Genomic DNA, 23,938 nt, shown 5'->3' with positions numbered 1-23,938 from the left:
CTATTGCTTTGTTATCATGTCTATGCATGAATAGCTGTAAGCATGACGAATGGTTCCAACGCGATCCAAAAACTACCATTACCGATGAGCAATTATGGAACGATCCAAAACTTATCACCTCATTATTGGCAAACTATTATAACAGGCTGCCAACTTTGCATGGTGTTTTTAACACTGGCGGCATGACCGAGTTGGATGATGCCATGTGGTCTGGCCATCGCGATCAAAATTGGAGAAATGATTTCCAGTTTGGCGATGATTACGGACGTTATTGGGATTATGGTTTTATTAGAGACATTAACCTGTCTTTAGAAAATTTAGAAACGCAAAGTATTACCTTAACTACTGCACAAAAAAATCTTTTCAGGGCCGAATTAAGATTTTTTAGAGCATTTGTCTATTTTGAAATGGTTAAACGCATGGGTGGAATTCCAATTATACAATCCCAAATGATCTATGATTTTAGCGGAGATCCCACGCCACTTCAAGTTCCAAGATCTAAAGAACACGAAGTTTATGACTTTATCTATAGCGAATTAGAGGCTATTAAAGAAGATTTGGCTGTAAATAACAGTAGTAAAACAAGAGCCAATAAATATGCAGCACTAGCACTTGAAAGTAGGGCAATGCTGTATGCGGGTTCATTGGCTAAATACAACAGTTTAATGGCTACTCCAATATCAACACCTGGTGGAGAAGTAGGGATTCCAGTATCAATGGCAAGTAATTACTATAACAAATCGTTAGCAGCCTCACAAGAGATAATTGCAGGTCCTTATTCACTTTACAACAGTAATCCAGATAAGGGGGCTAATTTTTACGATATGTTAAACAGAAAGACTGGAAATGAAGTTATTTTTGCAAAAGATTATGCTGTTGGTACTAAAGTTCACCGTTTTGCTTACGATAACATCATCAAAAGCATGACTGAAGATAACGAATCGTCATCTTCCATTTCGCCTTCTTTAAGTTTTGTTGAAAGTTTTAATTATTTAGATGGCTCTAAAGGAACTATTCGCGACCGTGATGCATCTGGAAATTACATCGCTTATAGCGGTATAGGAGATATTTTTACAGGTAGAGATGCAAGGTTATATGGTACAGTAATTTATCCAGGATCAACATTTAGAAACAACCCTGTAAGAATACAAGCAGGAGTTGCTGTGTGGAACAATGGTGCTTATCAACTCACTACTTCACCAGAATTAGGAAGAAATTATACTGATGGTCAGGTTTGGACAGGGTTTGATGGGCCACAAAATGACGCCATGGATGTAAGTAACACTGGGTTTTACCTCCGCAAATTTGTTAGTGATGCTTCTGCTGCAAGTACAAGAGGTACGAGTGCTTCAAACTGGTGGCCATGGTTTCGCCTCGGAGAAATTTATCTCAATGCAGCCGAGGCAGCTTTCGAATTGAACAGACCAGAAGCGCTTGGATATGTGAATTCGATTAGGGAACGAGCAGGATTTTCCGCTAATAGTCTAAACGCGTTGACCACAGATATTATCCGTAACGAACGTCGTATAGAACTGGCCTTCGAAGATCACCGTTATTTTGATTTAAAAAGATGGCGTATTGCTCATATCGTTTGGGATGGTTCTGAAAATGATGCGAATGCAGTTGTTAGAGGGCTTTACGGCTACAGGGCAGTAAGACCAGGACATCCAGATAATGGAAAGTATATTTACGAACGGGTTAGGCCAAACCGTTTCCGTCGAGCCAGATTTTTCCGTCTTGCAAACTATTATTCATCCATTGATCAAAATGTTTTGAACAACAATCCAAAAATTGTTAGAAATCCATTCCATTAATTTTATTGTATCATGAAAATCAAATTTATAATCTTAATAATAGCCACCGCCAGTACGTTACTGTCATCTTGCGAATATGATAATTTTACCCCTCCAGAATCAACCCTTTCTGGAAAAGTTGTTTACGTAGGAAATGCGGTAAATGTACGTAACAACGGACCAGTTTTAGAACTTTGGCAAGACGGTTTTGCACTAAGATCACCTATTGTTTTATCTTTGAGTCAGGACGGAACATTTGCTGCCAAATTATTTGATGGTAAATATAAATTAACCAGAAGAGGTAATGCCCCATGGTTGCAACAAGCTACCGATACTATCACTGTAAATGTAAATGGCAACACTGCTATTGATGTACCCGTTACCCCATATTTTAATTTAACAAACGATACCTACACCAAGTCTGGCAATACGATTTCTGCTCGTTTTGTAGTTGACAAAATTGTACCAACTGCAAACTTAGATCGCGTAATTGTTATCCTAAGTCGCTCGATACTTATGGATCACATCCCTCAAGCTGCAGGAAGAGGTCAGGTTATTGTAAATGTTAATACATCAACGATAGTATTTGGTAGTCAAAACTCAGTTACAACTGATGTCCCTGATGAACTAAAAAACCTAGATTTCGTATTTGCTAGAATAGGTATTAAATCAACCGTTTCTGGAGAGTACAATTATACACCAGTACAAAAAATAGCTTTAAAATAAATGAAATTTTTGGGATGGATGGACTATATAGTCTTCCATCCCTAATTAAAATAATAATTCCAAAGAAGAACAATTAGCTAATGATGAATAGAATTCGCTGTCTCCGACTGATCCTTATCTTTATCCTACAACTTACTTTTACAGCAAACCTGTTTAGTCAATCATACAAATCTGGACCTGCAGATAAAGATTTTGCAGGCTATTTGTTCACTTATTTTAAAGGTAACAAAATTAGTGATGAGGCAATTTGTTTCGCTATTTCTACCGATGGGTATAACTACAGGGCACTAAACAATAATGAACCCATCTTGGATTCTAAAATCATCAGTTCAACCGGGGGAGTAAGAGATCCGCACATTCTTCGTTCTGAAGATGGACGTTCATTTTATATGGTGGTAACAGACATGACCTCTTCAAAAGGCTGGGATTCAAATCGAGCCATGGTACTGATGAAATCTGATGATCTGATCAATTGGAAACACACCGTTATTAATATCCAAACAAGGTTTAAAGGCCACAAGGATTTGAAGAGAGTATGGGCACCGCAAACGATATACGACCCTGCAAAAGGTAAATACATGGTTTATTGGTCTCTGCAACATGCTGGTGGGCCAGATATCATTTATTACGCTTACGTAAATAAAGATTTTACCGACTTTGAAACTGAACCTGTAGTGCTTTTTAATCCGAAAAATGGTAAATCTTGCATAGATGGAGACATCATTAACAAAAATGGTCTATTTTATCTCTTCTATAAAACAGAAGGAAATGGAAATGGAATTAAACTTGCAATTACAGATTCATTAACTTCAGGGATATGGATAGAACAACCTGGTTACAAACAGCAAACCAGAGATGCTGTAGAAGGTTCTAGTGTTTTCAAACTAAACAATTCTGATAAGTATATCCTGATGTACGATGTATATGGAAAAGGAAAATATCAATTTTGCGAAAGTGTTGACCTAGATAAATTTAAGGTGATAGACCACGAGGTTAAAATGGATTTCCACCCACGCCACGGAACAATTATTCCTATTTCTCGTAATGAGCTTAAAGCGCTTACTGCTCGTTGGGGTACACCAGTAGGTATGCAGCTAACATTGAGAAAAAATCCTATTTTAGACGGTTTTTATGCAGATCCTGATGTGCTGTATTCCAATAAAACAAAAAAATATTATATCTATCCTACCAGCGATGGTTTTGATGGATGGGGAGGTTACTATTTCAAGACTTTTTCTTCTACAGACCTTACTACTTGGAAAGATGAAGGCGTAATACTAGACCTCAAGAAAGATGTAAGTTGGGCAGATCGAAATGCATGGGCACCAACCATCTTCGAAAAAAAAAGTAAGGGTGCCTATAAATATTTCTTTTACTTTACGGCCGCTCAAAAAATTGGGGTTGCAGTAGCCGATGACCCAGTTGGGCCATTTGTAGATTCGGGCAAACCATTGGTAAACTTTAAACCGGTTGGCGTAAAAGGCGGACAGGAAATTGACCCAGCCGTATTTACCGATCCAAAAAATGGTAAAAGTTATCTTTATTGGGGTAATGGCTATTTAGCTGTTGCAGAGCTAAATAAGGATATGATCTCTATAAAACCAAATACTACCAAGGTTTTAAATACGGATAAAACATTTAGAGAAGGCTGTTATGTGTTTTATAGAAATGGAATTTATTATTTCCTTTGGTCTGAAGATGATACCCGCAGCCAAAACTATAGAGTTCGCTATGGCACATCCAATTCGCCAACAGGACAGATTACAATCGCTGAAAATAATTTAATTCTTCAAAAAGATCCTAGTCAGGGCATTTACGGAACAGGACATAATTCAGTATTACAAATCCCAGGAAAAGATGAATGGTACATCGTTTACCATAGATTTAATTATCCTAATGGCCTAAATATGGGCGATGCAGCTGGTTTTAACCGCGAGGTTTGCATAGATCAGCTGTTTTTTGATGCTGAAGGAAATATCATACCAGTAAAGCCTACCAATTAATAATACTTATCCCTATGTTGCGATTGACGAAATACACTATACTTGTACTTGCGCTGAATTTGTTGAACAGTTTTAATCTTTTTAGTCAGCCAGGATTTGGCTTGGCTGAAAAGATAAATGATAATTGGCGTTTCCATTTAGGTGCCATTGATGAAAAAATATCCTTTAAAGATAATGACAGATCTTGGAGGCGGGTTCAATTACCTCATGATTGGAGCGTTAAACAGCCTTTGAGCCCTTCATTGGCGAGTGCATCGGGTTATCTTCCTGGTGGCTTGGGCTGGTATCAAAAAAAATTAATGATACCAAATAATGATCAAGGAAAAAAAATATACCTCTATTTTGAGGGGATATACAACCGTAGTGAGGTTTTCGTTAATGGGCAATCTTTGGGCAAACGACCTAATGGCTATATTTCTTTTAGTTACGAGATTACACCTTTTGTTAAGTTTGGGGAAGAAAATCAGATTGTAGTTAGGGTAGACCATACCCAGGATGCCGACTCTCGCTGGTATACTGGCTCTGGAATTTACCGAGATGTGTGGTTGGTAAAAGCTAATCCAATTCACTTAGAGCAATGGGGTGTATACGCTTATCCAGAATTAAAAGGCAATACAGGAGTGCTCCATGTGCAAACCGAGCTAAAAAATGATTTACCGAAGAATGCCAAGCTTTCCATAATTCAAGAACTTATGGATAAAGAAGGTGTGGTGGTAGCAAAAAAAAGTAATCAGCTTAACATCCCATCAGGCGCTAAGAATCAAATCAGAACAGACCTTACTGTAAACAATCCAAAGTTATGGAGTGTGGATCGCCCTAACCTTTACCTACTGCGTACCACTGTATATGAAGACAAAAAAATCATCGATCAATCTACCGTAACAACAGGTTTCAGAAGTATTAGCTTTAATGCAGATAGCGGTTTTTCACTTAATGGAAAGCAGATGAAAGTTAAAGGAGTCTGCCTGCATCATGATTCAGGAGTTTTGGGAGCAGAGATGTATCCAGAAGTGTGGCGTCGTAGATTGTTGACGTTAAAATCTCTTGGAGTTAATGCCATCAGAACAAGCCATAACCCTCAAGCTACTTCTTTATATGAACTATGTGATGAATTGGGTATTTTGGTAATGAATGAAGCATTTGATGAATGGGAATTTGCCAAACGTAAATGGATTGAGGGGTGGAATGTGGGAACTCCAGGTTTCCAGGGATCATACGATTTTTTTAAGGAATGGGGCGAAAGAGATCTTGCAGACATGGTTAAAAGAGATCGCAATCATATTTCAATATTCGCATGGAGCATCGGTAATGAAGTTGATTATCCTAACGATCCATATTCGCATCCGGTACTTGCAGGCAGCAAAGAAGGTGGCTTTACCCAGCCTATATTTGGAGGATATAAAAAGGATGCTCCTAATGCTGAGCGCTTAGGCGATATTGCCAAAAAATTAGCTGCTGTAGTTAGAAAATACGATACAAGTAGGCCAGTAACTGCTGGTTTGGCTGGTGTTGCCATGTCTAATGAAACCGAATATCCAGACGCTTTAGATATTGCAGGATATAACTATACAGAAAGCCGCTATCAGCAGGATCATAAAAAATACCCAAAACGTGTTATTTTCGGTAGTGAAAACCGCCATGACTTTAGTGCATGGAAAGCAGTAAGTGAAAATGAACATATTTTTGGACAATTTCTGTGGACGGGCATAGACTACCTGGGCGAATCAGGACGTTGGCCATCACGTGGCTTTTATTCGGGACTTTTAGATTTTGCAGGGTTTATTAAACCACGTGGCTATTTCCGTCAATCGCTTTGGTTAGATAAACCTATCGCTTATTTGGGAAGCTACCCACTTACAACAGGGGCTGTTGCAACAGATGTATGGTCTGTTTTAGAAGCAGAACAAGGCCAGCAAAAAGAAAGTGCACCTTCTATGGATGCATGGCCAATTTGGAACTATAGAAATGGTCAGCTGATTAGGATAGTTTGTTATACAAATGCAGAAACAGCAAGACTAGAGCTTAATGGTGAAATTGTAGGTCAAACTAAACCTTATGATCAAAAAAATGGCATCATTTACTGGGATATACCATACGCGGCAGGCAAACTTGAAGTTGTGGGGATGAATAAAGACGGGAAAGAAATAGTTCGCCACCATATACAGTCTAGCAAAAGACAACAGGCTATTAAAATAGCACAAGGTGATGAATTACAGCTAAAGGCTAAAGATGGTGTGGCACAGTTAGAGCTTCAAATCGTTGACGAAGATGGCATTCCTGTAGTTTTGGCAGACGATGAAGTTACCTGTGAGATTGTTGGAAATGCTCGTTTACTGGGTATGGAAGCAGGAAATAATTCAGATATGGCCGACTATAGAGATCATAAACTACGTGTTTATCATGGTAAAATGATTGTTTATATACAGACTAATGGAAAACCAGGCGAAGAAATAGATGTACGTTTTACCGCACCATGGTTAAACCAAGCTAGTATAAAGATAAAATTGCTTTGATATATTTTGTGAATTTATAAATATTGAAATGGCGGAGAGGTCTGTTTATTGATAAACAACTTGAGCAGGATTTTACGCTTGATCCGTGTTTTGAGTACGGGCAATAATTTAAAAAACGATTCTGGTAAGGTATCAATTGGTTATTCATTTTAAAAAACCTTTCTAAAAGTTTTCAATTTCTTTTAAACAAAAAAAGCCACCTTTTGGGTGGCTTTTTCGTTGTATTTAATCATCATCTATTGTGATCCCTCTGGGATTCGAACCCAGGACCACTACATTAAAAGTGTAATGCTCTACCAGCTGAGCTAAGGAATCAGTTTAAATAAGATGATAAAAAAAGCATCTCTTGCAGATGCTCTGTAAAATACTGGTGATCCCTCTGGGATTCGAACCCAGGACCACTACATTAAAAGTGTAATGCTCTACCAGCTGAGCTAAGGAATCATTACTTTAATTAATCATATCGATTTTCTAAAGTTGTGCAAAGATAGCGTTAATAGTAATGTGTGCAAATGATTTCATGTTTTTTTTTATTATACTTTGCTAACCTACTTAATATCAATGCAAATAATTTAATCTTTAATCCGTTTCATTTAACTTATTGATTTGCGGATAGAAAATCTTTAAATTTATAACAGAAATATATATGTTTTGTTTTCAAATTCATAAAAAAAATTACACTAATGGATGTTGAAACTTTAGCCAACAAATTCAGTAAAAAAATAAATTTAGAGGATGTAAAAAAATTGACTGCTTTAACCTTAAACAGAGAAATTAGCATAAACGATTTGTTTTCATTATGCTTGTATCAGCACCAACAAATTGCATTTAGAGCATCGTGGGTTTTAGAAAATGTTGCCGATTCTACAGTAAATGTCTTTGAAGAAGTTGTTCCTCAATTTTTAAACGCTTATCCGCAAATAAAAAATTTAAGTGTTAAAAGGCATTTTACCAAAATAATGATGATGTTGTATAAAACTAATAGACTTAATGAACAAAATTTTAATGCAGACTTATTAGAAAAATCTTTGACAGCAACGTTTGATTGGTTATTAGACCCAAAAACTCCTTTGGCAGTACAATGTAATGCACTCGATTTGGTTTTTGATTTCAGCAAAAAAGAAAATTGGGTGTTAGAAGAATTAAAAGTGATTTTGGAAAAAAAGTTAGTTACAAATTCGCCTGCTTTAAAATCAAGGTCTAAAAGATTATTAAAACGCATCAATTCAAAATAAAAACATAAAATTAAACAATGATTGAAACAGACTGGTTAAGCATAAAACAACAAGTGTTTGAAAAATGTGATATAGTATTAAATACCAAGGTTGAAGAATTACAAACTGATGTAGTGCAATTAAGATTAGGTATTGCAAATGATTCTAAAAGCAGCATGGGCGATAAATACGAAACAAGTAGAGAAATGATGCAACAAGAGATTAACAGGTTAGAACAACAAATAAGTATTAATAAGCAGCAACTATTTATGTTGAAAAGTTCGAAAACGGTTCAACAATCATCTCATATAACCAAGGGTAGTTTAGTGGAAACTAGCATTGGTAATTTTTTAATAGCGGCAAGTTTTGGGGAGTTAAAGTTGAAAGAATTCTCTTGTTTTGTTATTTCAGAAGCAGCACCAATAGCACAACTGTTAATGGGTAAATCAAATAACGAGCAAATTGAAATCAATAAAAAACAGGTTAATATTTTAAATGTGTATTAAATGGAGTTTACTTTAACCACCCCAGCATTGCTTTTTTCGGCAATTTCTTTATTACTGTTAGCTTATACCAATCGTTTTTTAGCATTAGCAAGTTTGGTGCGAACTATGAAAACGCAATATTTGCAAAATAAAGATGATAACCTATTAGCGCAAATGGCTAACCTAAGAAAAAGAATTTATTTGATTAGAAATATGCAAGCTTGTGGTATAATTAGCTTCTTCTTTTGTGTGCTTTGTATGTTTTTAATGTACTACCAGCAAATTTCATTAGCACAATATGTTTTCGGTTCTAGCCTTTTACTTTTAATGGTCTCCTTATATTTATCTTTTATAGAGATACAACTATCTGCAAATGCGCTTAAAATGGAATTGTTTAGTTTAAAAAAAGAAATTGATATTGCTGAAAGGTCAATTAAAAAATATATTGGGAAATAATTATTGCCTTGAGACTGATGTAGCAGACCTAATTCTTTAAGATTTTATAATAAATTAACTATACATGTACAGAGGTACTTATTCTAAAACGTAAAGCTAAAGCTTTAGCAATTGCCTCAAAAAGAGCAGTATCGTTTATTTCTACATCTTGATTTTTACTCAATTCCCAATTATTCATCTGCTTTTCAAAAAAATACGTTTTACCACCTAAAAAAACTTCTAGTTGTGCTTGGGTAGATGGTTTTTCGGTTAAAACCTGAAAAATAACGTCTCTTTTTTGGTGGTTAATACGTAGTAATATTGGCATAATATGAAGCGAATATATTTAGTAATTTATATTAACATTTAGCTTTTTATTAACAATTGTTAGTATGCTGATATGTAGGTGTTGTGAAAAGGGTTTAAACAAAAGAGGAGATTTTCTCAAATCCCCTCTTTATCAAATATTTATGATCTAGTTTTTAACTTTATCTAAATGGTGCTCAATACCACGTTTAATTTTCAATAAACAATCATGTATTGCCTTAGATATATCATCAGAAAGCGCACTTGCAAAAATAGGATCAATACCTTCCAATCTTGCTTCAATATTACATCTTTTATCGTCTGCACCAGATTTACCAGCATTTTCATCACTTAAGTGTACTTCAATACGAGTTAAATGGCTGTCAAAACGTTGTAGTTTTTCGTTAAATAAAGTTGTAACGTAATTGTTTAACAATTCTGTACCCTCAATGTGGTTGTCTGTATTTACTTGAATAATCATAATAATAAGTTTAGTGCTATTATCTCAAAATGTGTACCTATTTAAATTGTACTCTTCTAATTTATTAAAAAATATTTCAATAACTAAAGAAATCATAAATATGATATATTCATTACGCTGATACTCAAAAATTAGGCATCAATATTGGTTAAGTAGCAATAAAATATTATAACATGAATTTTAAACACATACTTACATTTTTTATTTTATCTTCTTTTATAATTGTGTCCTGTAATAAGGGCAGACATGAGGAGTTTGGTAGAGACTTAGCCAAGGCTTTTAAAAGCAAAAAGTACAAAGATTTTGATACAACAGCTTACAACGAGGTTTTTAAGGCAGAATTTAAAAAAATAAAACCTCAACTACATGACCCTATTTGGATTAGTAAAATTTATAAGGAGGAAGATAAAGGCTTAACATTATTAGGAGGTTTTTTAATTAATGGTGGTTTAGATAAATTACAAGAAAGCCTATTAAATTCAAGGTTTCATGGTTTAAATCCTGATTACTTTCATGCAGATAAAATAACTGATTTACTAAACCAAGTTAAAACCAAAAAGTTTAAAAAAGTTGAAGATAGTTATCCGCTGTTAGCACAACTTGAACTATATAGTGCAGATGGTTTAATTAATTATGCAGGTATTTTAAAATACGGTGCTGTTAATCCCAAAACAGTCTTAAGTAGATACTATGTAAGTGTAAAGCGGCCTGCTATTATTGAAGCTAAACAAGCTTTAGACCAAATAGATTTAGTGAAATTTTTAGAGAGCATACAGCCAAAAAATGGTTACTACCAGCGTTTAATGAATTTATTAATAAACGATGACAAATCTGAAAATACTGCAAAATTATCTACAGAAGACAGAGAAAAAGTTTATTTATCATTGGAAAGACTTCGTTGGCCAATTCAAGAATACAAAGGTAAATATCTCTTAGTAAATATTCCTGAGTATAAATTAAGATTGATAGAAGATAATACTACCAATTTGCAGATGAAAGTTTGCGTTGGTAAAGTAGGAGGGCATGAAACTCCAATTTTAAGTGGAATGATTGATAGAATGCAGGTGAACCCTGTTTGGAACATACCAGAAAGTATTGCAAGTACAGAGATATTAGGTGCTTTACAAAAAGACCCATACTATTTAGAAGCAAAAAATATGGTTGCTTATAAGAATGGCGAATTGATAGAAGCTTCTAACGTAGATTGGAGCAACGTTAACATTAGTGAGTATTCTTTTAAACAAAATCCTGGAGCTGATAACTCTCTAGGGCAAATAAAATTTATTTTCCATAATCCTTACGCCATTTATTTACACGATACTCCAGCTAAAGCTATGTTTAAACAAGATATGAGGGCGGTTAGCCATGGTTGTGTGAGGGTTGAAAAACCTATGGATTTAGCTGCTTTTTTATTAAATGATAAAGCTAAATCAGATAGAATTTTAAAAGAAACTGAGACCGTAATAAAAGGTCAAAAAGTTGACGCAAGATGGGTAATGGTTAAAGATAAAATACCTGTATTTATATCATACTATACCGCTTGGACAGATGATGACGGGAATTTAATAAGTTCTAAAGATGTTTATGGGTACGATAAATTATTATCCCCTAAGTTTAAACCTTTTATGGCTAGTTTATAAAAAAACAAAAAAGGAGTTTGATTTCAAACTCCTTTTTTGTTTTAAGAAATGGTAAATTATTTTTTATCGAAGTCTAATCTTACCGAAAAAACATTACTATAAAGGCCATCACTTTGGTTACCTATATTGGTTAGTGCATAATCAATAGAAAAGTTTTTTATTTTTAAACCTAATCCTAAATTAGGTTGAAAAACGAACTGTTGTGTTCCATTAAAATCAGTTGTTTTTTGAATATTTCCAACTCCACTACGTAAAAAAATAAGTTTTTTGAAGTTAGCTTCAATCCCAATAGTTGGGTCAACACTAACAGGGTTAGCTGATACAAGAACATTTCTTCTTCCATCAGTAGTTAAATTAATGTTTGTCTCCGCGGTTATTCCAAATTTATCGTTAATGTTTGTATCATAAGCCAAACCTAAAACAATACGAGGTAATGTAGTTTCAGTTGAGTTATTTGGTATATCATTGCCAGTAGCAGTATAAATGCTAGAAAACTTGTCAGGATTATAACTCCAGGCATTAAAAGTTGTGGTAATATCTCTACCAACTGCTGCAAAAGTAAATTTATTTAATCTGTATTGTGCGCCAATATCAATACCAAATCCCCACGATTTTCCGTACTCTCCAACTTTTCTATGTATTACTTTAACATTTGCACCGTAGCTTAAACCATTTTCATCTTTTTTTCTTTTGCTTCTGGCATAACTAAACAAAAAAGCATAATCTGCAGCAGAAAAAGACTTTACACGGTCGTAATTAATGTTGCCATCTGCATCTATTAATTCAGAGGTGTCTGGTATATCGTCAACCCCAAAACGAATTAAAGATGCTGCAATTACAGCAGTATTATCAGCAATAAATGTAGAAAAACCAGCATAATCATATTTAGCAACACCAGAAAAATATTCTGAATGCATTAAGCTGGCTTGACTTTGAGATTTCATATTCATTAACCCAGCTGGATTCCAATACCCAGAAGTAACATCATTTGTAGATGCTACAACAGAGCCAGCCATTCCAAATGCCCTTGAACCTATACCTATCTGTAAAAATTCGTTAGAATATTTTCTTGTTTGTGCTTTTAACACAATTGGTAAACCAAGAAAACAAACAATAAAAAGGCGTTTAATCATTAATTTAATTCTGCATCAATTTGGTCAAATATAATTATAAAATTTTCTCGTAAACTGTTTTTGTAATTTATTAAGCATTCTGTTAATAAAATTTCTTGTTCTGGTGTAAAAGGTTGATCCCAAATACGCAAACAAATTCTTTTTAAAGCATAAGTAATTTTATCTGTTAGTGCGTAGCTAAACAAGTATTTTTCCTTTTTAAAAGTTTCAAAAAACTTTAAAAACAGTTCTTGATTGTCAATTTTATTTAGGGTTAAAAAAGTAGATATTTCGTTAACGTTTATTTCATCTAAATATTGGTAAAACTTGTTTGGGTTAACAATATCCTCTGTTATTAACAAACTGTCTAATATCAATTCTAAACTAATATGGCCTAAAAAAAAAGGCTTTACTGGTGAACCTACAATACTTTCTCTAATTAATATTTTAATTTGATGTTGGTGTGTTCGAAAAAAATCAGAATTATGAAATAACTTATCTACTTCTAAATGCCTTCTCCAACCTTTCAAAATAGATTTTTGTATAGGTTTACTATTGAAAAGGATTTCATTTTTTTCTGGATGGATATTCCAGTTTTTGTTTACATTTTTTATCAAATCTGGCATTACTATTCCTAAAACTTCATAAGCATTGGTATTCGAGCGGTCAAAATAATAGTGAGATAAAAAATTCATTAACAGTTTTTTGCGATTTGAACTTTAATTAGATGCAAAGCATTTAAAAATCATTATATCTTTGCGATTTCTAAGATAATACAAATTTTAAATAAATAGAACATGAATTTTGTTGAAGAATTACGCTGGCGAGGTTTGCTGCATGATATTATGCCCGGTACAGAAGAAGAATTAGCTAAAGGGATGACGGCCGGTTATATTGGATTTGACCCCACCGCAGATTCTTTACATGTGGGTAGTTTATTGCAAATTTTAACTTTAGTGAGGTTTCAACAAGCGGGGCATAAGCCTTTTGCTTTGGTTGGTGGCGCTACCGGCATGGTTGGTGATCCTTCGGGGAAATCTCAAGAGAGAAACTTACTTTCTGAGGATATTTTAGACAAAAACCTTAAGGGAATACAAAGCCAATTAGAACGTTTTTTAGATTTTGATTGTGGTAAAAACAGTGCTCAAATTGTAAATAATTTTGATTGGTTTAAAAATTATAGTTTTTTAGATTTTATACGGGATGCCGGTAAGCACATTACGGTAAACTATATGATGTCTAAAGATTCTGTAAAAAAACGTTTAGAGAGCGAAATTGGGATGTCTTTCACTGAGTTTTCTTACCAATTGATACAAGGATATGATTTTTACCATTTATGGAAACATAATAATTGTGTGCTGCAAATGGGAGGGTCTGACCAGTGGGGGAATATTGTTACAGGTACCGAGTTTATTAGAAGAAAAGACGGAGGAAAAGCTTTTGCATTAACTTCTCCGTTAATTAAAAAATCTGACGGCACTAAGTTTGGTAAAACAGAAGGTGGTAATGTTTGGTTAGATGCTAAGAAAACCAGTCCGTACCAATTTTACCAGTTTTGGTTAAACGCGTCTGATGATGATGCGGTTAATTATATTAAGATTTTCACTTTTTTTAATCAGGAAGAAGTGGAAGCTTTAGTTGTAGAACATCAAGTTGCGCCACATTTACGTTTGTTACAAAAGGCATTGGCGAAAGACTTAACACAACGTGTGCATGGCGCCGATGCTTTAGAAACAGCATTAAAAACCACTGATTTTTTATTTGGGAATGGTGCTATTGATTTCTTAAACTCAATGGATGAAGAGAGTGTATTACAAGTTTTTGAAGGAATTTCTCAGTTTACGGTTTCAAAAGATGAGTTTGCAATGGCTTATGATGTGTTGACTTTGTTGGCGGATAAAACTTCTATATTTCCATCAAAAGGAGAAGCTAAGAAAATGATTACCGGGGGTGGGGTTTCTTTTAATAGAGAAAAATTAACTAGTCCAGATTTTACTGTTGATCAATTGCAAATGATTAATAATCAGTTTTTAGTGGTACAAAAAGGAAAGAAAAACTACTTTTTAGTTATTGTGAAATAAATTTTATAATCAGACATATATAATTTATGTTTGTATATATGTCTGATAGTAATAAAAAACTCCTAGAAGAACCTATAGCTGTTTACGCCACTGGTTTATATGATTCCGCCGTTCAAATGGTAGCATTATTTGGTGGTGCGTCAGCTTTAAATTTAAAATCAAATGTTCTTTCTGATTTTGATTTGTTAGAGCTCGCCCGTAGAGGCTTACCCAAAAAAGCGATGTTGGGTTTTATAAAAAAAATTTCTTTAACTATTCAAGAGTTTTCGGGTATTATGCATATTAATGAACGTACTTTTCAGCGTTTTGAAGATGATGCTTTTATTAAAACGGAATATTCTGAAAAAGCAATTGAATTGGCAAGGTTGTACGCTAAAGGAGAAAATGTTTTTGGTTCTTTAGATAAATTTAAAAAATGGATAAAAACGCCTTCTTATGTTTTTAAAAACAATAGTCCATTTTCTTTATTAGATTCATCGGTAGGTTTTGGTATGGTTTATAATGAGTTGGGGCGTATAGAGCATGGTATATTTTCTTAAATGGAATTATTTAGATTAGGTAAATCTAAGTATGCAAAAGATTTCAGTGGAGAAGGTGCCCGTATTTATGGTGGTAGGTGGAATTCTGAAGGTGTGCCAGCTGTATATTTTGGAAGTTCAAGGTCTTTAGCTGTTTTAGAGGTTTTAGTTCATTTACCAACAGATTTAGTTCCTGATAATTTTTGTATGGCACATTTTGAAGTTGACGTTCCGTTTAAAGAAATATTGTTAAAAGATTTACCCACCAATTGGAACGATTATCCTTTTTTGAAACAAGTTCAACTAATTGGAAATCAATTTTTTAAAGATAATCAATTCTTGTTATTGAAAGTTCCATCAGCTTTGGTACAACATGAGTATAATTACATTGCAAACCCTTTGCACCAAGACATTAATAAAATAAAATTGACTGAAAATTTGAATTTTAGTTTTGATAAGCGATTATTATAATTGAATCAATATGCCAATAATTAAACTTGAAACGCATATTGAAGCTGAACTTGAATTAGTTTTTGACCTTTCAAGAAGTATCGACTTACATAAAATATCTACCTCAAAAACTAATGAACAAGCAGTTGCAGGAATAACTTCTGGGCTAATTGGCTTAAATGAAGCTGTAACATGGAGAGCAAAGCATTTTGGATTTTATCAAAATTTAACCTCAAAAATTACAGAATTTGAAAGACCAAATTTCTTTACAGATGAAATGCAAAAAGGAGCTTTTAAATATTTTAAACACCAGCACTTATTTACAAAACAAGATGATATCACTTTAATGATAGATGTTTTCGACTATCAATCACCTTTTGGTATTTTAGGAAAAATGGCAGATAAACTATTTCTTCAAAAATATATGACCAATTTACTGATGGAAAGAAATAACATCATTAAAGAATTTGCAGAAACAGATAAGTGGAAAGAGGTGTTGTGATTCTTTGTATAAAGGAACTGATACATTAAATTCCGATACCAATTACCTAAACAATCATCAAATTACAGCCTCTAATATCGCTATTGTCAAATCTTCCCAGCACCTCAAAACTCCCGTTATCGTATGTTTTACCTAAATCTTGGGTTGCAATAAAAGAGCAAGAGTGAATATTTGCTAAGTCAATTACGTTAATTCCACCAGCTCTTTGGCTTTTCAATAATGTTAAAGGGTCGTTAGTATCTCTTATCAAAACTTTCATCCAAGGAGGGCAATCAAAAACTCCATCACCTTTAGAATAAGCTTGCGAAAGCAGTTCAGTCATACCGTATTCAGAATGTATTTTAGAAACACCAAAGCCATCACTAAGTGTTTTATGCAATTCTTCCCTAATCATTTCTTTGCGTTTACCTTTCATTCCGCCAGTTTCCATCACCACCATTTCGGGGAAATTTAATTGATACGCTTCAATAAAATCTAACAAAGCATAGGTAACTCCAATTAAAATAGTAGGTTGTTTTTTTGTTTTTAAATCAATTAAAATATCAAATAGATTTTGGTGATTGTATAAGAAAAAACCACTATTTTGATGTTCAGATTTTTTAATTAAATCTTCAACCATATAAATTAAAGACGAACCTTCTCTTTCTAAATAATTAGGTAAAAGTGCTAAAATACAAACTTCATTTATTTTTCCGTAAAAATGCTCAAAACCTTTTAAATAGCTTTTCTCATAAATTTCAATATCATGCACATAATGTTTGCTTGTAAAATCGCCAGTTGTACCAGAACTTGAGAAAACTACATCAGCAAAAGCTTTATCTTCTATAATTGAATGTGTTTTAAATAAAGAAACCGGTAAAAATGGAATGTTACTATAATGCTTTATGTCGTCTGAACATATTTTTAATGCGTTTATAAACTCCGTATATACAGGAATGGTTTGAGATTGTAATTTAAAGGCATCCAAACAAGCGTCGTTAAACTCGTTTTCGTTTTGGATGTTAAAAATATTCATGCCCAAAGGTAATAAATAGGCATTTTATTAACCTAATAATTAATTTTTATTTGGTTGGTATTGGTAAACAATTTGAAAAGTCTCTTTTCTAAGACTCGGAGAAATTTCCCCAATTTTTAAATCTTTCTTTTGCGGGGTGGGTTCACATACATAATAATTTTCTCCTTTATAACTTATAGGTGTCCCAATTGGTTTATCAAATTTTACAGCTATAGTAATATGGGTAGGGTATAAAAGCGTAATCATTGGTAAATTATAAATTTCTTTTACCAAGTAAAAGAACAACGCAGCCCTATCGTCACAATCGCTATAATCGCTAAATAGAGTTTGCTCTGGCGATAAGCGTTTTTCTTTTCCGTAAATATCATTATCATTTTCATATAAAAAAGCGTTACGGGTAAAGCGCATCAGGTAATCAACCCCTTTCTTTTGTGTTAGTCCTTTTATGTTCTTTTTTAGTAAAGGAATAATAGAGCTGTATGTTTCCTTACTTAAGGGGATGTTAAAGTACGATTCAAAATCAACTATAGGATAATTTTTAAAAAGCGTTTGTAAATTGCTACTCAATTTTACATTAAAATAATATGCTTTTTCGCGATAATTAAAGGTTAAAAGTTTGCCTTTATAATCTGCAGGATTTAAATCTGGTATTTGGGTTACTTTATAGGAGAAAGAATTTATAGCTTCTTTTATGTAAATACCAATTGGAACTACCTTATCCGTTAAATAATTTGCATTTTTAAAATCGTGAAAGTTTAAGCATACAAACTGTTTTTTGTTTGATGTGAAAAATGGGATATCGCTTATATCCTCATCGCTCCAAACATAAAACAATAATTGATGATCATTACCTATCGCTAAACGAGTATCATAACCAGATTTTACTAATAAAAACCATTTGTAAAGCGTGTAACGTTCGTAATTATCTTCTTTCGGACTTATTTGTTGTACAGTTTTTCTAACCAATTGGTAATAAAACCAATCATTCAATTGGTTTTCATTTTTATATTGAACCAAAGTGTTTACTAAACTTTGGTAGTTTGAATCATTAACTTTATTATAAAACTGATGAATTGATTTTTCAGAAATCTTATCTTTAAAATCAACATTGAAGCTAGAATCGGCAACAATATTAAAGGTTTTGTTATAAAACTGAAAAGCAATATTTTGCCCTTTAGCTATCATTGATGTAAATAATAAGCTAATTAAAATAATTGAGGCAATATGTTTAATCTTAATTTTCAGGCTGTTAATAATTTGTTTAAATTAAATTTACAAAAAATTAATATTAAATTAACAGTAATGGTTTGATATATTTTATTTGAAAACCATATTTTGACATTAAATAAACTTAATCATGTTTAATTAGCAATCTTCTTTGCATTATTTAAATAAATATTTCAAACAATGAATATTGATTTCATTTTTATAGATTTGATTCTAAAATAATTGTATTTCTATTTTGAGCATCAGTGTAAAAGCATTAAGTAAAAATTACGGAACGCAGAAAGCCGTAAATCATATTTCATTTGAAGCAACACCAGGTAAAATATTGGGTTTTTTAGGTCCAAATGGTGCCGGAAAATCTACTACCATGAAGATGTTAACTTGTTATATTCCTAAATCAAGTGGCGAAGCTAAAGTTTGTGGTTTTGATATTTCAACAGACGCTTTAGAGGTTAGGAAGAACATTGGCTACCTACCAGAAAGTAATCCGCTTTACCATGAAATGTATGTGAAAGAATTTTTATTTTTCGTTGGCGAAATTTATCAACTTAGAGATTTAAAAGCTAGAGTTAATGAGGTAATTGAACTTACAGGATTAAAAAAAGAACAGCATAAAAAAATTGGTCAGTTATCTAAAGGCTATAAACAAAGAGTTGGCTTAGCGCAAGCAATTATTCATAATCCTAATGTTTTAATTTTAGATGAGCCAACATCGGGCTTAGATCCAAATCAACTGATAGAAATTAGAGCTTTAATAAAGGAGTTAGGTAAAACTAAAACCGTAATTCTATCTACGCATATTATGCAAGAGGTTGAAGCTATTTGCGACGAAATCGTAATAATTAATAAAGGAGAAATTGTAGCTAAAGATACTTTACAAGGACTTTTAACTACCCACGGCGAAAAAAGTTTAGAGCCAATTTTTGTTAAACTCACTAAAGATATTTAATACCAGGTTTTATAAAAGCCAAATCAAAAATTAAAAAAACACATGTTTACCATTTATAAAAAAGAACTTTACGCATACCTAAGCTCCTTAGTTGCCTATATTACTATTGGTGTTTTTTTGGTGGTTTTAAGTTTATTTCTTTGGGTTTTTCCTGATACAAGTGTGTTAGAATATGGCTATGCTGGTTTAGATAGCTTGTTTAATACCGTTCCGTATTTATTTATGTTTTTAATTCCGGCAATAACCATGCGTACCTTTGCAGAAGAGAAAAAAGAAGGCACTTTTGAACTTTTAGCAACTAGGCCTTTAACAGATTGGCAAATTGTTTTAGGTAAATTTTTTGCAGCGTTAACATTGGTGCTTTTTGCTTTAATTCCAACAATTGTATATTATATTTCTGTTTATGAATTAGGTGTTGTAAAAGGGAATATTGATAGCGGAGCTGTAATAGGCTCTTATATTGGGTTATTATTATTAGGCGGATCAATGGTTGCTATTGGTGTTTTTGCCTCATCTTTAACAAAAAATCAAATTATAGCATTTACCATTGCAGTGTTTTTAAGTTTTTTTGCTTTTAGCGGGTTTGATTCTGCCAGCCAGATTTTATCTCTCCAAAAGTTTGATAGTATATTAATGAATTTAGGTATTAACGAACATTACCAATCAATTAGCAGGGGTGTTTTAGATTCTCGTGATTTAGTGTATTTCTTAAGTTTTATGTTGTTGTTTTTATTGGCAACTAAAACATTTTTAGGAGGTAGAAAATGGTAAACAGGCAAAGAAATAAAGATTTAGGGCAATTATTAATTGGCTTTGCAGCAATTGTTTTGTTTAACTTATTGTCGCAAGTTGCGTTTACCCGTATAGATTTTACAAAAGAAAAAAGATATACCATATCGCCAATAAGTATTCAAATTTTAAACGATTTAAAAGAACCAGTTAAAATTACCGTGTTTTTAGAAGGTGAGTTTCCAGCCGGTTTTAAGCGATTAAGAAATGCTACCAAAGATTTATTGAATGATTATAAATCTTACGCTGGCAATAATTTGCAATTTGAATTTGTAAACCCAGTTGAAGGTAAAAATCAACAAGAGCAAGAGGAGATTTATCAAGAACTAAACGCCAAAGGAATTGAACCAACAAATTTAAGTGTAAAAACGGATGCTGGTTTAAGTCAAAAGGTAATTTACCCCGCGGCAATGGTTAATTTTAAAAACCAACAAATTGCGGTAAAGTTATTACAAAACAGAATTGGCATAACACCAGAAGAGGTGTTAAATAACTCTATTCAGAATTTGGAATATGCTTTTTCTTCGGCAATAAAAAAAGTAACTTCTGGCGGTAAACCAAGAGTAGGTTTTACAGAAGGACATGGCGAATTAAGCGATTTGCAACTGCAAGATGCTATGATTTCTTTGGCAGACGGTTATGAAGCAGGACGTATAAATTTAGAAACTATTACCCAAAGTGGTTTAGAAAAACTGAGAGTTATGGTAATTGCAAAACCACAAACAGGTTTTTCAGAAGCAGAAAAATATAAAATAGATCAGTTTTTAATGCGTGGCGGTAAAATTATTTGGACAATTGACCAAGTAACAGCCGAGTTAGATAGCATGAGAAAAGCAGCAAGGGGAGAGCAGTTGGCTTTTCAGAAAAAACTGAATTTAGACGACCAATTATTTACTTACGGTATAAGAATTAATTATGACTTAGTAGGCGATATGAATTGTGCACAAATACCAGTAAACGTTGGCGAAGTAGGAGGGCAGGCACAAATTCAGCTAGTACCTTGGTTATTTTATCCTATAATAATGCCGGTAAGTGTGCATCCAATGGTTAAAAATTTAGATGGTATTAAAACAGAATTTTTAAATACAATTGATACAATTGGGATGGCTAATCTTAAAAAAACGATATTATTAACCACCTCACCTTTTAACAGAGAATTAGCTGCGCCAACTATTGTTTCATTAAATATGATTGAAGATACGCCAGACCCAAAACTTTTTCAGAGTGAACCTAAAGCTGTAAGCGTATTGTTAGAAGGTAATTTTAAATCTAATTTCATGAATAGAGCTATCCCAGAAGGGGTAGGTTTTAATACTCAAACCATCAATAAAAGTAAATTTACTAAAATGTTAGTATTTAGTGATGGAGATGTTTTTAAGAGCCAAATAAGTGAACAAGATGGTTCTGTTTTTCCGCTTGGATATGATAGATTTAGCCAGCAAACTTATGGTAATAAAACTTTTTTATTAAACGCAGTTGATTATCTTACAGATGATTCTGGTTTAATAGCGTTACGATCAAAAGAAATTAAATTAAGATTGCTTGATAAAGGAAAATTGGTAGCACAAAAACTAAAATGGCAGCTTATAAACACCTTAATTCCGTTAATAATGTTAATACTTTTCGGTATTTTTCAACATATTTACCGTAAGCGCAAGTATGCAGCTTAAAATTCATATTTTTGATTTTAAACATAGCAAAATAATAAACATACAATAAAGATGAGATTCATTGTTTCTACGTCAACATTATTAAAACATTTACAAGCAGTAAGTGGAGCATTAAGCAATAGCGCTGTTTTGCCAATCTTAGAGAATTTCTTGTTCGAAATTAAAGAAGGCAGCTTAACCATTTCTGCTACAGATTTACAAACAAGTATGACAACTTCTTTAGCTGTAGAATCTAAAGAAGGAGGTAAAATTGCTGTTCCGTCTAAAATATTATTAGATACTTTGAAAACATTAGCAGAGCAGCCAATTGCTTTTTCTGTTGATGATAACACTTTTGCAATTGAGATTAGCGCAGGAGATGGAAAGTATCGTTTAAGCGGAGAAAATGGAGAAGATTTCCCTAAAATACCAACGGTAGATGATGCTTCTTCGGTAAACTTGCCAGCATCTGTTTTAGCAGAAGCAATTAATAAAACAATTTTTGCAGTTAGTAACGATGAGTTGAGACCAGCAATGACAGGTGTTTTTTGCCAACTATCCCCACAAAACGTGACTTTTGTAGCAACAGATGCTCATAAACTAGTGAGATACAGAAGAAACGATGCTAAAGCAGATACTGCAACTTCATTTATTTTGCCTCGTAAAGCTTTAAACTTATTAAAATCTTCTATCCCATCAGAAGATATTAATGTTTCTATTGAGTACAACTCAACAAGTGCGTTCTTTAAATTTGCTAACATTAATTTAATTTGCCGTTTAATTGATGAGCGTTACCCAGATTATGAAGCGGTAATTCCTCAAAACAATCCAAACAAATTAACTATTGAAAGAAGTTTGTTTTTAAACTGTTTAAAAAGGGTTGTTATTTTTGCTAACAAAACTACACACCAAGTACGTTTAAAAATTAACGGCAGCGAGTTAAATATATCATCAGAAGATATTGATTTTGCTAACGAAGCACATGAGCGTATTGGTTGCCAGTTTGATGGCGAAGACATGGAAATAGGTTTTAACGCTAAATTTTTAATAGAGATGTTAAATAATTTATCTGGAGAAGAAGTAACTATTGAAATGAGTACGCCTAACAGAGCAGGTATATTATTCCCAACCATTAAAGATAAAAACGAAGATATTTTAATGTTGGTAATGCCTGTAATGCTGAATAACCACGCTTAAAAAATTGTAATATAAAAACAGGATGGCTTAGTATATTTGCTAAGCCATTTTTGTTTAAAATATATTAGCTATAGATGATTCCGAAAATATCCAATTCTTCTTTTAAGTATTTATTCAGTCTTTTATTAATTGCTGTAAGCATAGCATTTAATTCTTGCAAACTTGAAGAAGTTAATCCATTATCAGGAGAAGCAAAAATTCGAATTATAAATGCATCACCAGAGGCAAATCAATTTAGTTTTTTTATAAATGATACTTTAAAAACAGGGCAAGCTTTAAATTACGGAGAGGCAAGTCCCTATATTAATATATCTGCTGGTTCAAATTCTGTTTATACCAAACTAGATAACAGTATATTAAGTAATACTAATTTGCGACTTTTCTTAAGCAACAATACAAATTACACCTTATTTTTAGCGGGCAAAGCATCTAAAGACTCTCTTATTTATGTCTCTACTTCAGATAATTTAAGTTTTGGTTCAGACACAACTGCTACTGTAAGGTTTATTAATGTTTCACCTAATTCCCAAAATCTAAACTTGGTTTTTCAAACATCTTTAGTTGATAGCGTTAATGTAATTAGTTCAATTAATTACCGTTCAGCATCCAATTATATAAGAATAAAGCCAAACATTTATTTTTTGCGAATAAAAAGAACAGGAAGTAGCGCATCTTTAGCCAACCTTGATGGTTATAATTTGCAGGCCGGTAAAGTATATACATTTTGGGCTAAAGGGTTAGTAAACACTACCGGCACTTTTGCTTTAAATATAGGATCTCTGACAGACAATTAGTCGAAAATAAATAGTTTTAAAATAGATGTTTTACTTGTAGCTATTGTTTAGCTTTGCAA

The 23,938-nt window shown here is 32.9% G+C and carries 23 protein-coding genes and 2 tRNA genes; 17 read left to right on the top strand and 8 right to left on the bottom strand.

Annotated elements, in window-relative coordinates:
* Positions 1-26 precede the first annotated feature (26 nt).
* The 4 genes from ACFSSE_RS06040 (at position 27) to ACFSSE_RS06025 (ending at position 7,035) form a co-directional block, all read left to right on the top strand.
* The gene (locus ACFSSE_RS06040) at positions 27-1,814 is read left to right on the top strand and encodes a RagB/SusD family nutrient uptake outer membrane protein (RefSeq protein WP_379100791.1); all 1,788 of its coding nucleotides are present in this window, start codon (positions 27-29) and stop codon (positions 1,812-1,814) included.
* A 12-nt stretch (positions 1,815-1,826) separates the two neighbouring features.
* On the top strand, positions 1,827-2,519 hold the full coding sequence (locus tag ACFSSE_RS06035) for a DUF3823 domain-containing protein (RefSeq protein WP_379041082.1): 693 nt from the start codon (positions 1,827-1,829) through the stop codon (positions 2,517-2,519).
* 80 nt (positions 2,520-2,599) lie between these two features.
* Positions 2,600-4,522, top strand: coding sequence for a family 43 glycosylhydrolase (locus tag ACFSSE_RS06030; protein WP_379041083.1), 1,923 nt, complete (start codon positions 2,600-2,602; stop codon positions 4,520-4,522).
* A gap of 23 nt (positions 4,523-4,545) precedes the next feature.
* A complete protein-coding gene (locus ACFSSE_RS06025; RefSeq protein WP_379041085.1) occupies positions 4,546-7,035 on the top strand; it encodes a sugar-binding domain-containing protein in 2,490 nt (829 codons plus the stop codon).
* Positions 7,036-7,277: 242 nt separating this feature from the next.
* Here the strand turns inward: ACFSSE_RS06025 and ACFSSE_RS06020 are convergent.
* Positions 7,278-7,350: transfer RNA gene (locus ACFSSE_RS06020), tRNA-Lys, on the bottom strand.
* Between the two features lie 53 nt (positions 7,351-7,403).
* Positions 7,404-7,479 (bottom strand) — tRNA-Lys (locus tag ACFSSE_RS06015).
* A 239-nt stretch (positions 7,480-7,718) separates the two neighbouring features.
* Here ACFSSE_RS06015 and ACFSSE_RS06010 point away from each other — a divergent pair.
* The 3 genes from ACFSSE_RS06010 to ACFSSE_RS06000 are packed head-to-tail and all read left to right on the top strand — an operon-like array spanning position 7,719 to position 9,190.
* On the top strand, positions 7,719-8,270 hold the full coding sequence (locus tag ACFSSE_RS06010; RefSeq protein WP_379041086.1) for a hypothetical protein: 552 nt from the start codon (positions 7,719-7,721) through the stop codon (positions 8,268-8,270).
* A gap of 17 nt (positions 8,271-8,287) precedes the next feature.
* On the top strand, positions 8,288-8,755 hold the full coding sequence (locus ACFSSE_RS06005) for a hypothetical protein (protein ID WP_379041087.1): 468 nt from the start codon (positions 8,288-8,290) through the stop codon (positions 8,753-8,755).
* On the top strand, positions 8,756-9,190 hold the full coding sequence (locus ACFSSE_RS06000; RefSeq protein WP_379041089.1) for a DUF2721 domain-containing protein: 435 nt from the start codon (positions 8,756-8,758) through the stop codon (positions 9,188-9,190).
* A gap of 58 nt (positions 9,191-9,248) precedes the next feature.
* Here the strand turns inward: ACFSSE_RS06000 and ACFSSE_RS05995 are convergent, their stop codons facing one another.
* Positions 9,249-9,497 (bottom strand): hypothetical protein, encoded by a 249-nt coding sequence (locus ACFSSE_RS05995; protein WP_379041091.1) that lies wholly within the window; start codon positions 9,495-9,497, stop codon positions 9,249-9,251.
* A 147-nt stretch (positions 9,498-9,644) separates the two neighbouring features.
* The gene (locus tag ACFSSE_RS05990) at positions 9,645-9,956 is read right to left on the bottom strand and encodes an HPF/RaiA family ribosome-associated protein (RefSeq protein ID WP_379041092.1); all 312 of its coding nucleotides are present in this window, start codon (positions 9,954-9,956) and stop codon (positions 9,645-9,647) included.
* A gap of 173 nt (positions 9,957-10,129) precedes the next feature.
* Here ACFSSE_RS05990 and ACFSSE_RS05985 point away from each other — a divergent pair, with 173 nt between their 5' ends.
* Positions 10,130-11,596, top strand: a complete 1,467-nt coding sequence (locus tag ACFSSE_RS05985; protein WP_379041093.1) for a L,D-transpeptidase family protein — start codon at positions 10,130-10,132, stop codon at positions 11,594-11,596.
* Between the two features lie 56 nt (positions 11,597-11,652).
* Here the strand turns inward: ACFSSE_RS05985 and ACFSSE_RS05980 are convergent, their stop codons facing one another.
* Together ACFSSE_RS05980 and ACFSSE_RS05975 are read right to left on the bottom strand one after the other, a co-directional pair.
* Positions 11,653-12,729, bottom strand: a complete 1,077-nt coding sequence (locus tag ACFSSE_RS05980; protein ID WP_379041095.1) for a putative type IX sorting system protein PorV2 — start codon at positions 12,727-12,729, stop codon at positions 11,653-11,655.
* Positions 12,729-13,403, bottom strand: coding sequence for a hypothetical protein (locus tag ACFSSE_RS05975; protein WP_379041097.1), 675 nt, complete (start codon positions 13,401-13,403; stop codon positions 12,729-12,731). Before ACFSSE_RS05975 ends, ACFSSE_RS05980 begins: the two co-directional genes overlap by 1 nt.
* Positions 13,404-13,505: 102 nt before the next feature.
* Here ACFSSE_RS05975 and tyrS point away from each other — a divergent pair, with 102 nt between their 5' ends.
* Genes tyrS through ACFSSE_RS05955 form a run of 4 tightly spaced genes read left to right on the top strand, consistent with a single transcriptional unit; the run spans position 13,506 to position 16,259 of the window.
* Positions 13,506-14,789 (top strand): tyrosine--tRNA ligase, encoded by a 1,284-nt coding sequence (gene tyrS, locus ACFSSE_RS05970; RefSeq protein WP_379041098.1) that lies wholly within the window; start codon positions 13,506-13,508, stop codon positions 14,787-14,789.
* A gap of 26 nt (positions 14,790-14,815) precedes the next feature.
* On the top strand, positions 14,816-15,328 hold the full coding sequence (parS, locus tag ACFSSE_RS05965) for a type II RES/Xre toxin-antitoxin system antitoxin (RefSeq protein WP_379041100.1): 513 nt from the start codon (positions 14,816-14,818) through the stop codon (positions 15,326-15,328).
* Positions 15,329-15,778 carry an RES family NAD+ phosphorylase gene (locus ACFSSE_RS05960; protein ID WP_379041101.1) on the top strand — a complete coding sequence of 150 codons (450 nt, stop codon included), beginning with the start codon at positions 15,329-15,331 and terminating at the stop codon, positions 15,776-15,778. It begins immediately after the preceding gene.
* Positions 15,779-15,788: 10 nt separating this feature from the next.
* Positions 15,789-16,259 (top strand): SRPBCC family protein, encoded by a 471-nt coding sequence (locus tag ACFSSE_RS05955; RefSeq protein WP_379041103.1) that lies wholly within the window; start codon positions 15,789-15,791, stop codon positions 16,257-16,259.
* Positions 16,260-16,305: 46 nt separating this feature from the next.
* On the opposite strand, the gene ACFSSE_RS05950 is transcribed toward ACFSSE_RS05955, so the two are convergent.
* Both ACFSSE_RS05950 and ACFSSE_RS05945 read right to left on the bottom strand, forming a co-directional pair.
* Positions 16,306-17,274: a LuxE/PaaK family acyltransferase gene (locus ACFSSE_RS05950; RefSeq protein WP_379041104.1), complete on the bottom strand. Its 969-nt coding sequence runs from the start codon at positions 17,272-17,274 to the stop codon at positions 16,306-16,308.
* A gap of 39 nt (positions 17,275-17,313) precedes the next feature.
* Positions 17,314-18,459, bottom strand: coding sequence for a hypothetical protein (locus tag ACFSSE_RS05945; protein WP_379041106.1), 1,146 nt, complete (start codon positions 18,457-18,459; stop codon positions 17,314-17,316).
* 277 nt (positions 18,460-18,736) lie between these two features.
* Between ACFSSE_RS05945 and ACFSSE_RS05940 the strand changes: the two genes are divergently transcribed.
* From ACFSSE_RS05940 to ACFSSE_RS05920, 5 genes are all read left to right on the top strand, one after another.
* Positions 18,737-19,450 (top strand): ATP-binding cassette domain-containing protein, encoded by a 714-nt coding sequence (locus ACFSSE_RS05940; RefSeq protein ID WP_379041107.1) that lies wholly within the window; start codon positions 18,737-18,739, stop codon positions 19,448-19,450.
* 42 nt (positions 19,451-19,492) lie between these two features.
* Positions 19,493-20,221 (top strand): gliding motility-associated ABC transporter permease subunit GldF, encoded by a 729-nt coding sequence (gene gldF, locus ACFSSE_RS05935; protein ID WP_379041108.1) that lies wholly within the window; start codon positions 19,493-19,495, stop codon positions 20,219-20,221.
* Positions 20,215-21,909 carry a gliding motility-associated ABC transporter substrate-binding protein GldG gene (gene gldG / locus ACFSSE_RS05930; protein WP_379041110.1) on the top strand — a complete coding sequence of 565 codons (1,695 nt, stop codon included), beginning with the start codon at positions 20,215-20,217 and terminating at the stop codon, positions 21,907-21,909. The genes gldF and gldG overlap by 7 nt, the downstream gene beginning before the upstream one ends.
* Before the next feature lie 51 nt (positions 21,910-21,960).
* The gene (dnaN, locus tag ACFSSE_RS05925) at positions 21,961-23,085 is read left to right on the top strand and encodes a DNA polymerase III subunit beta (RefSeq protein WP_379041112.1); all 1,125 of its coding nucleotides are present in this window, start codon (positions 21,961-21,963) and stop codon (positions 23,083-23,085) included.
* A 74-nt stretch (positions 23,086-23,159) separates the two neighbouring features.
* On the top strand, positions 23,160-23,879 hold the full coding sequence (locus ACFSSE_RS05920) for a DUF4397 domain-containing protein (protein ID WP_379041114.1): 720 nt from the start codon (positions 23,160-23,162) through the stop codon (positions 23,877-23,879).
* The last annotated feature ends 59 nt before the right edge of the window (positions 23,880-23,938 follow it).

Source organism: Pedobacter alpinus, from assembly GCF_042684645.1.
GTDB classification, from domain to species: domain Bacteria; phylum Bacteroidota; class Bacteroidia; order Sphingobacteriales; family Sphingobacteriaceae; genus Pseudopedobacter; species Pseudopedobacter alpinus.
The sequence above is the reverse complement of the archived record's forward strand: the minus strand, read 5'-3'. Positions and strand labels throughout refer to the sequence as shown.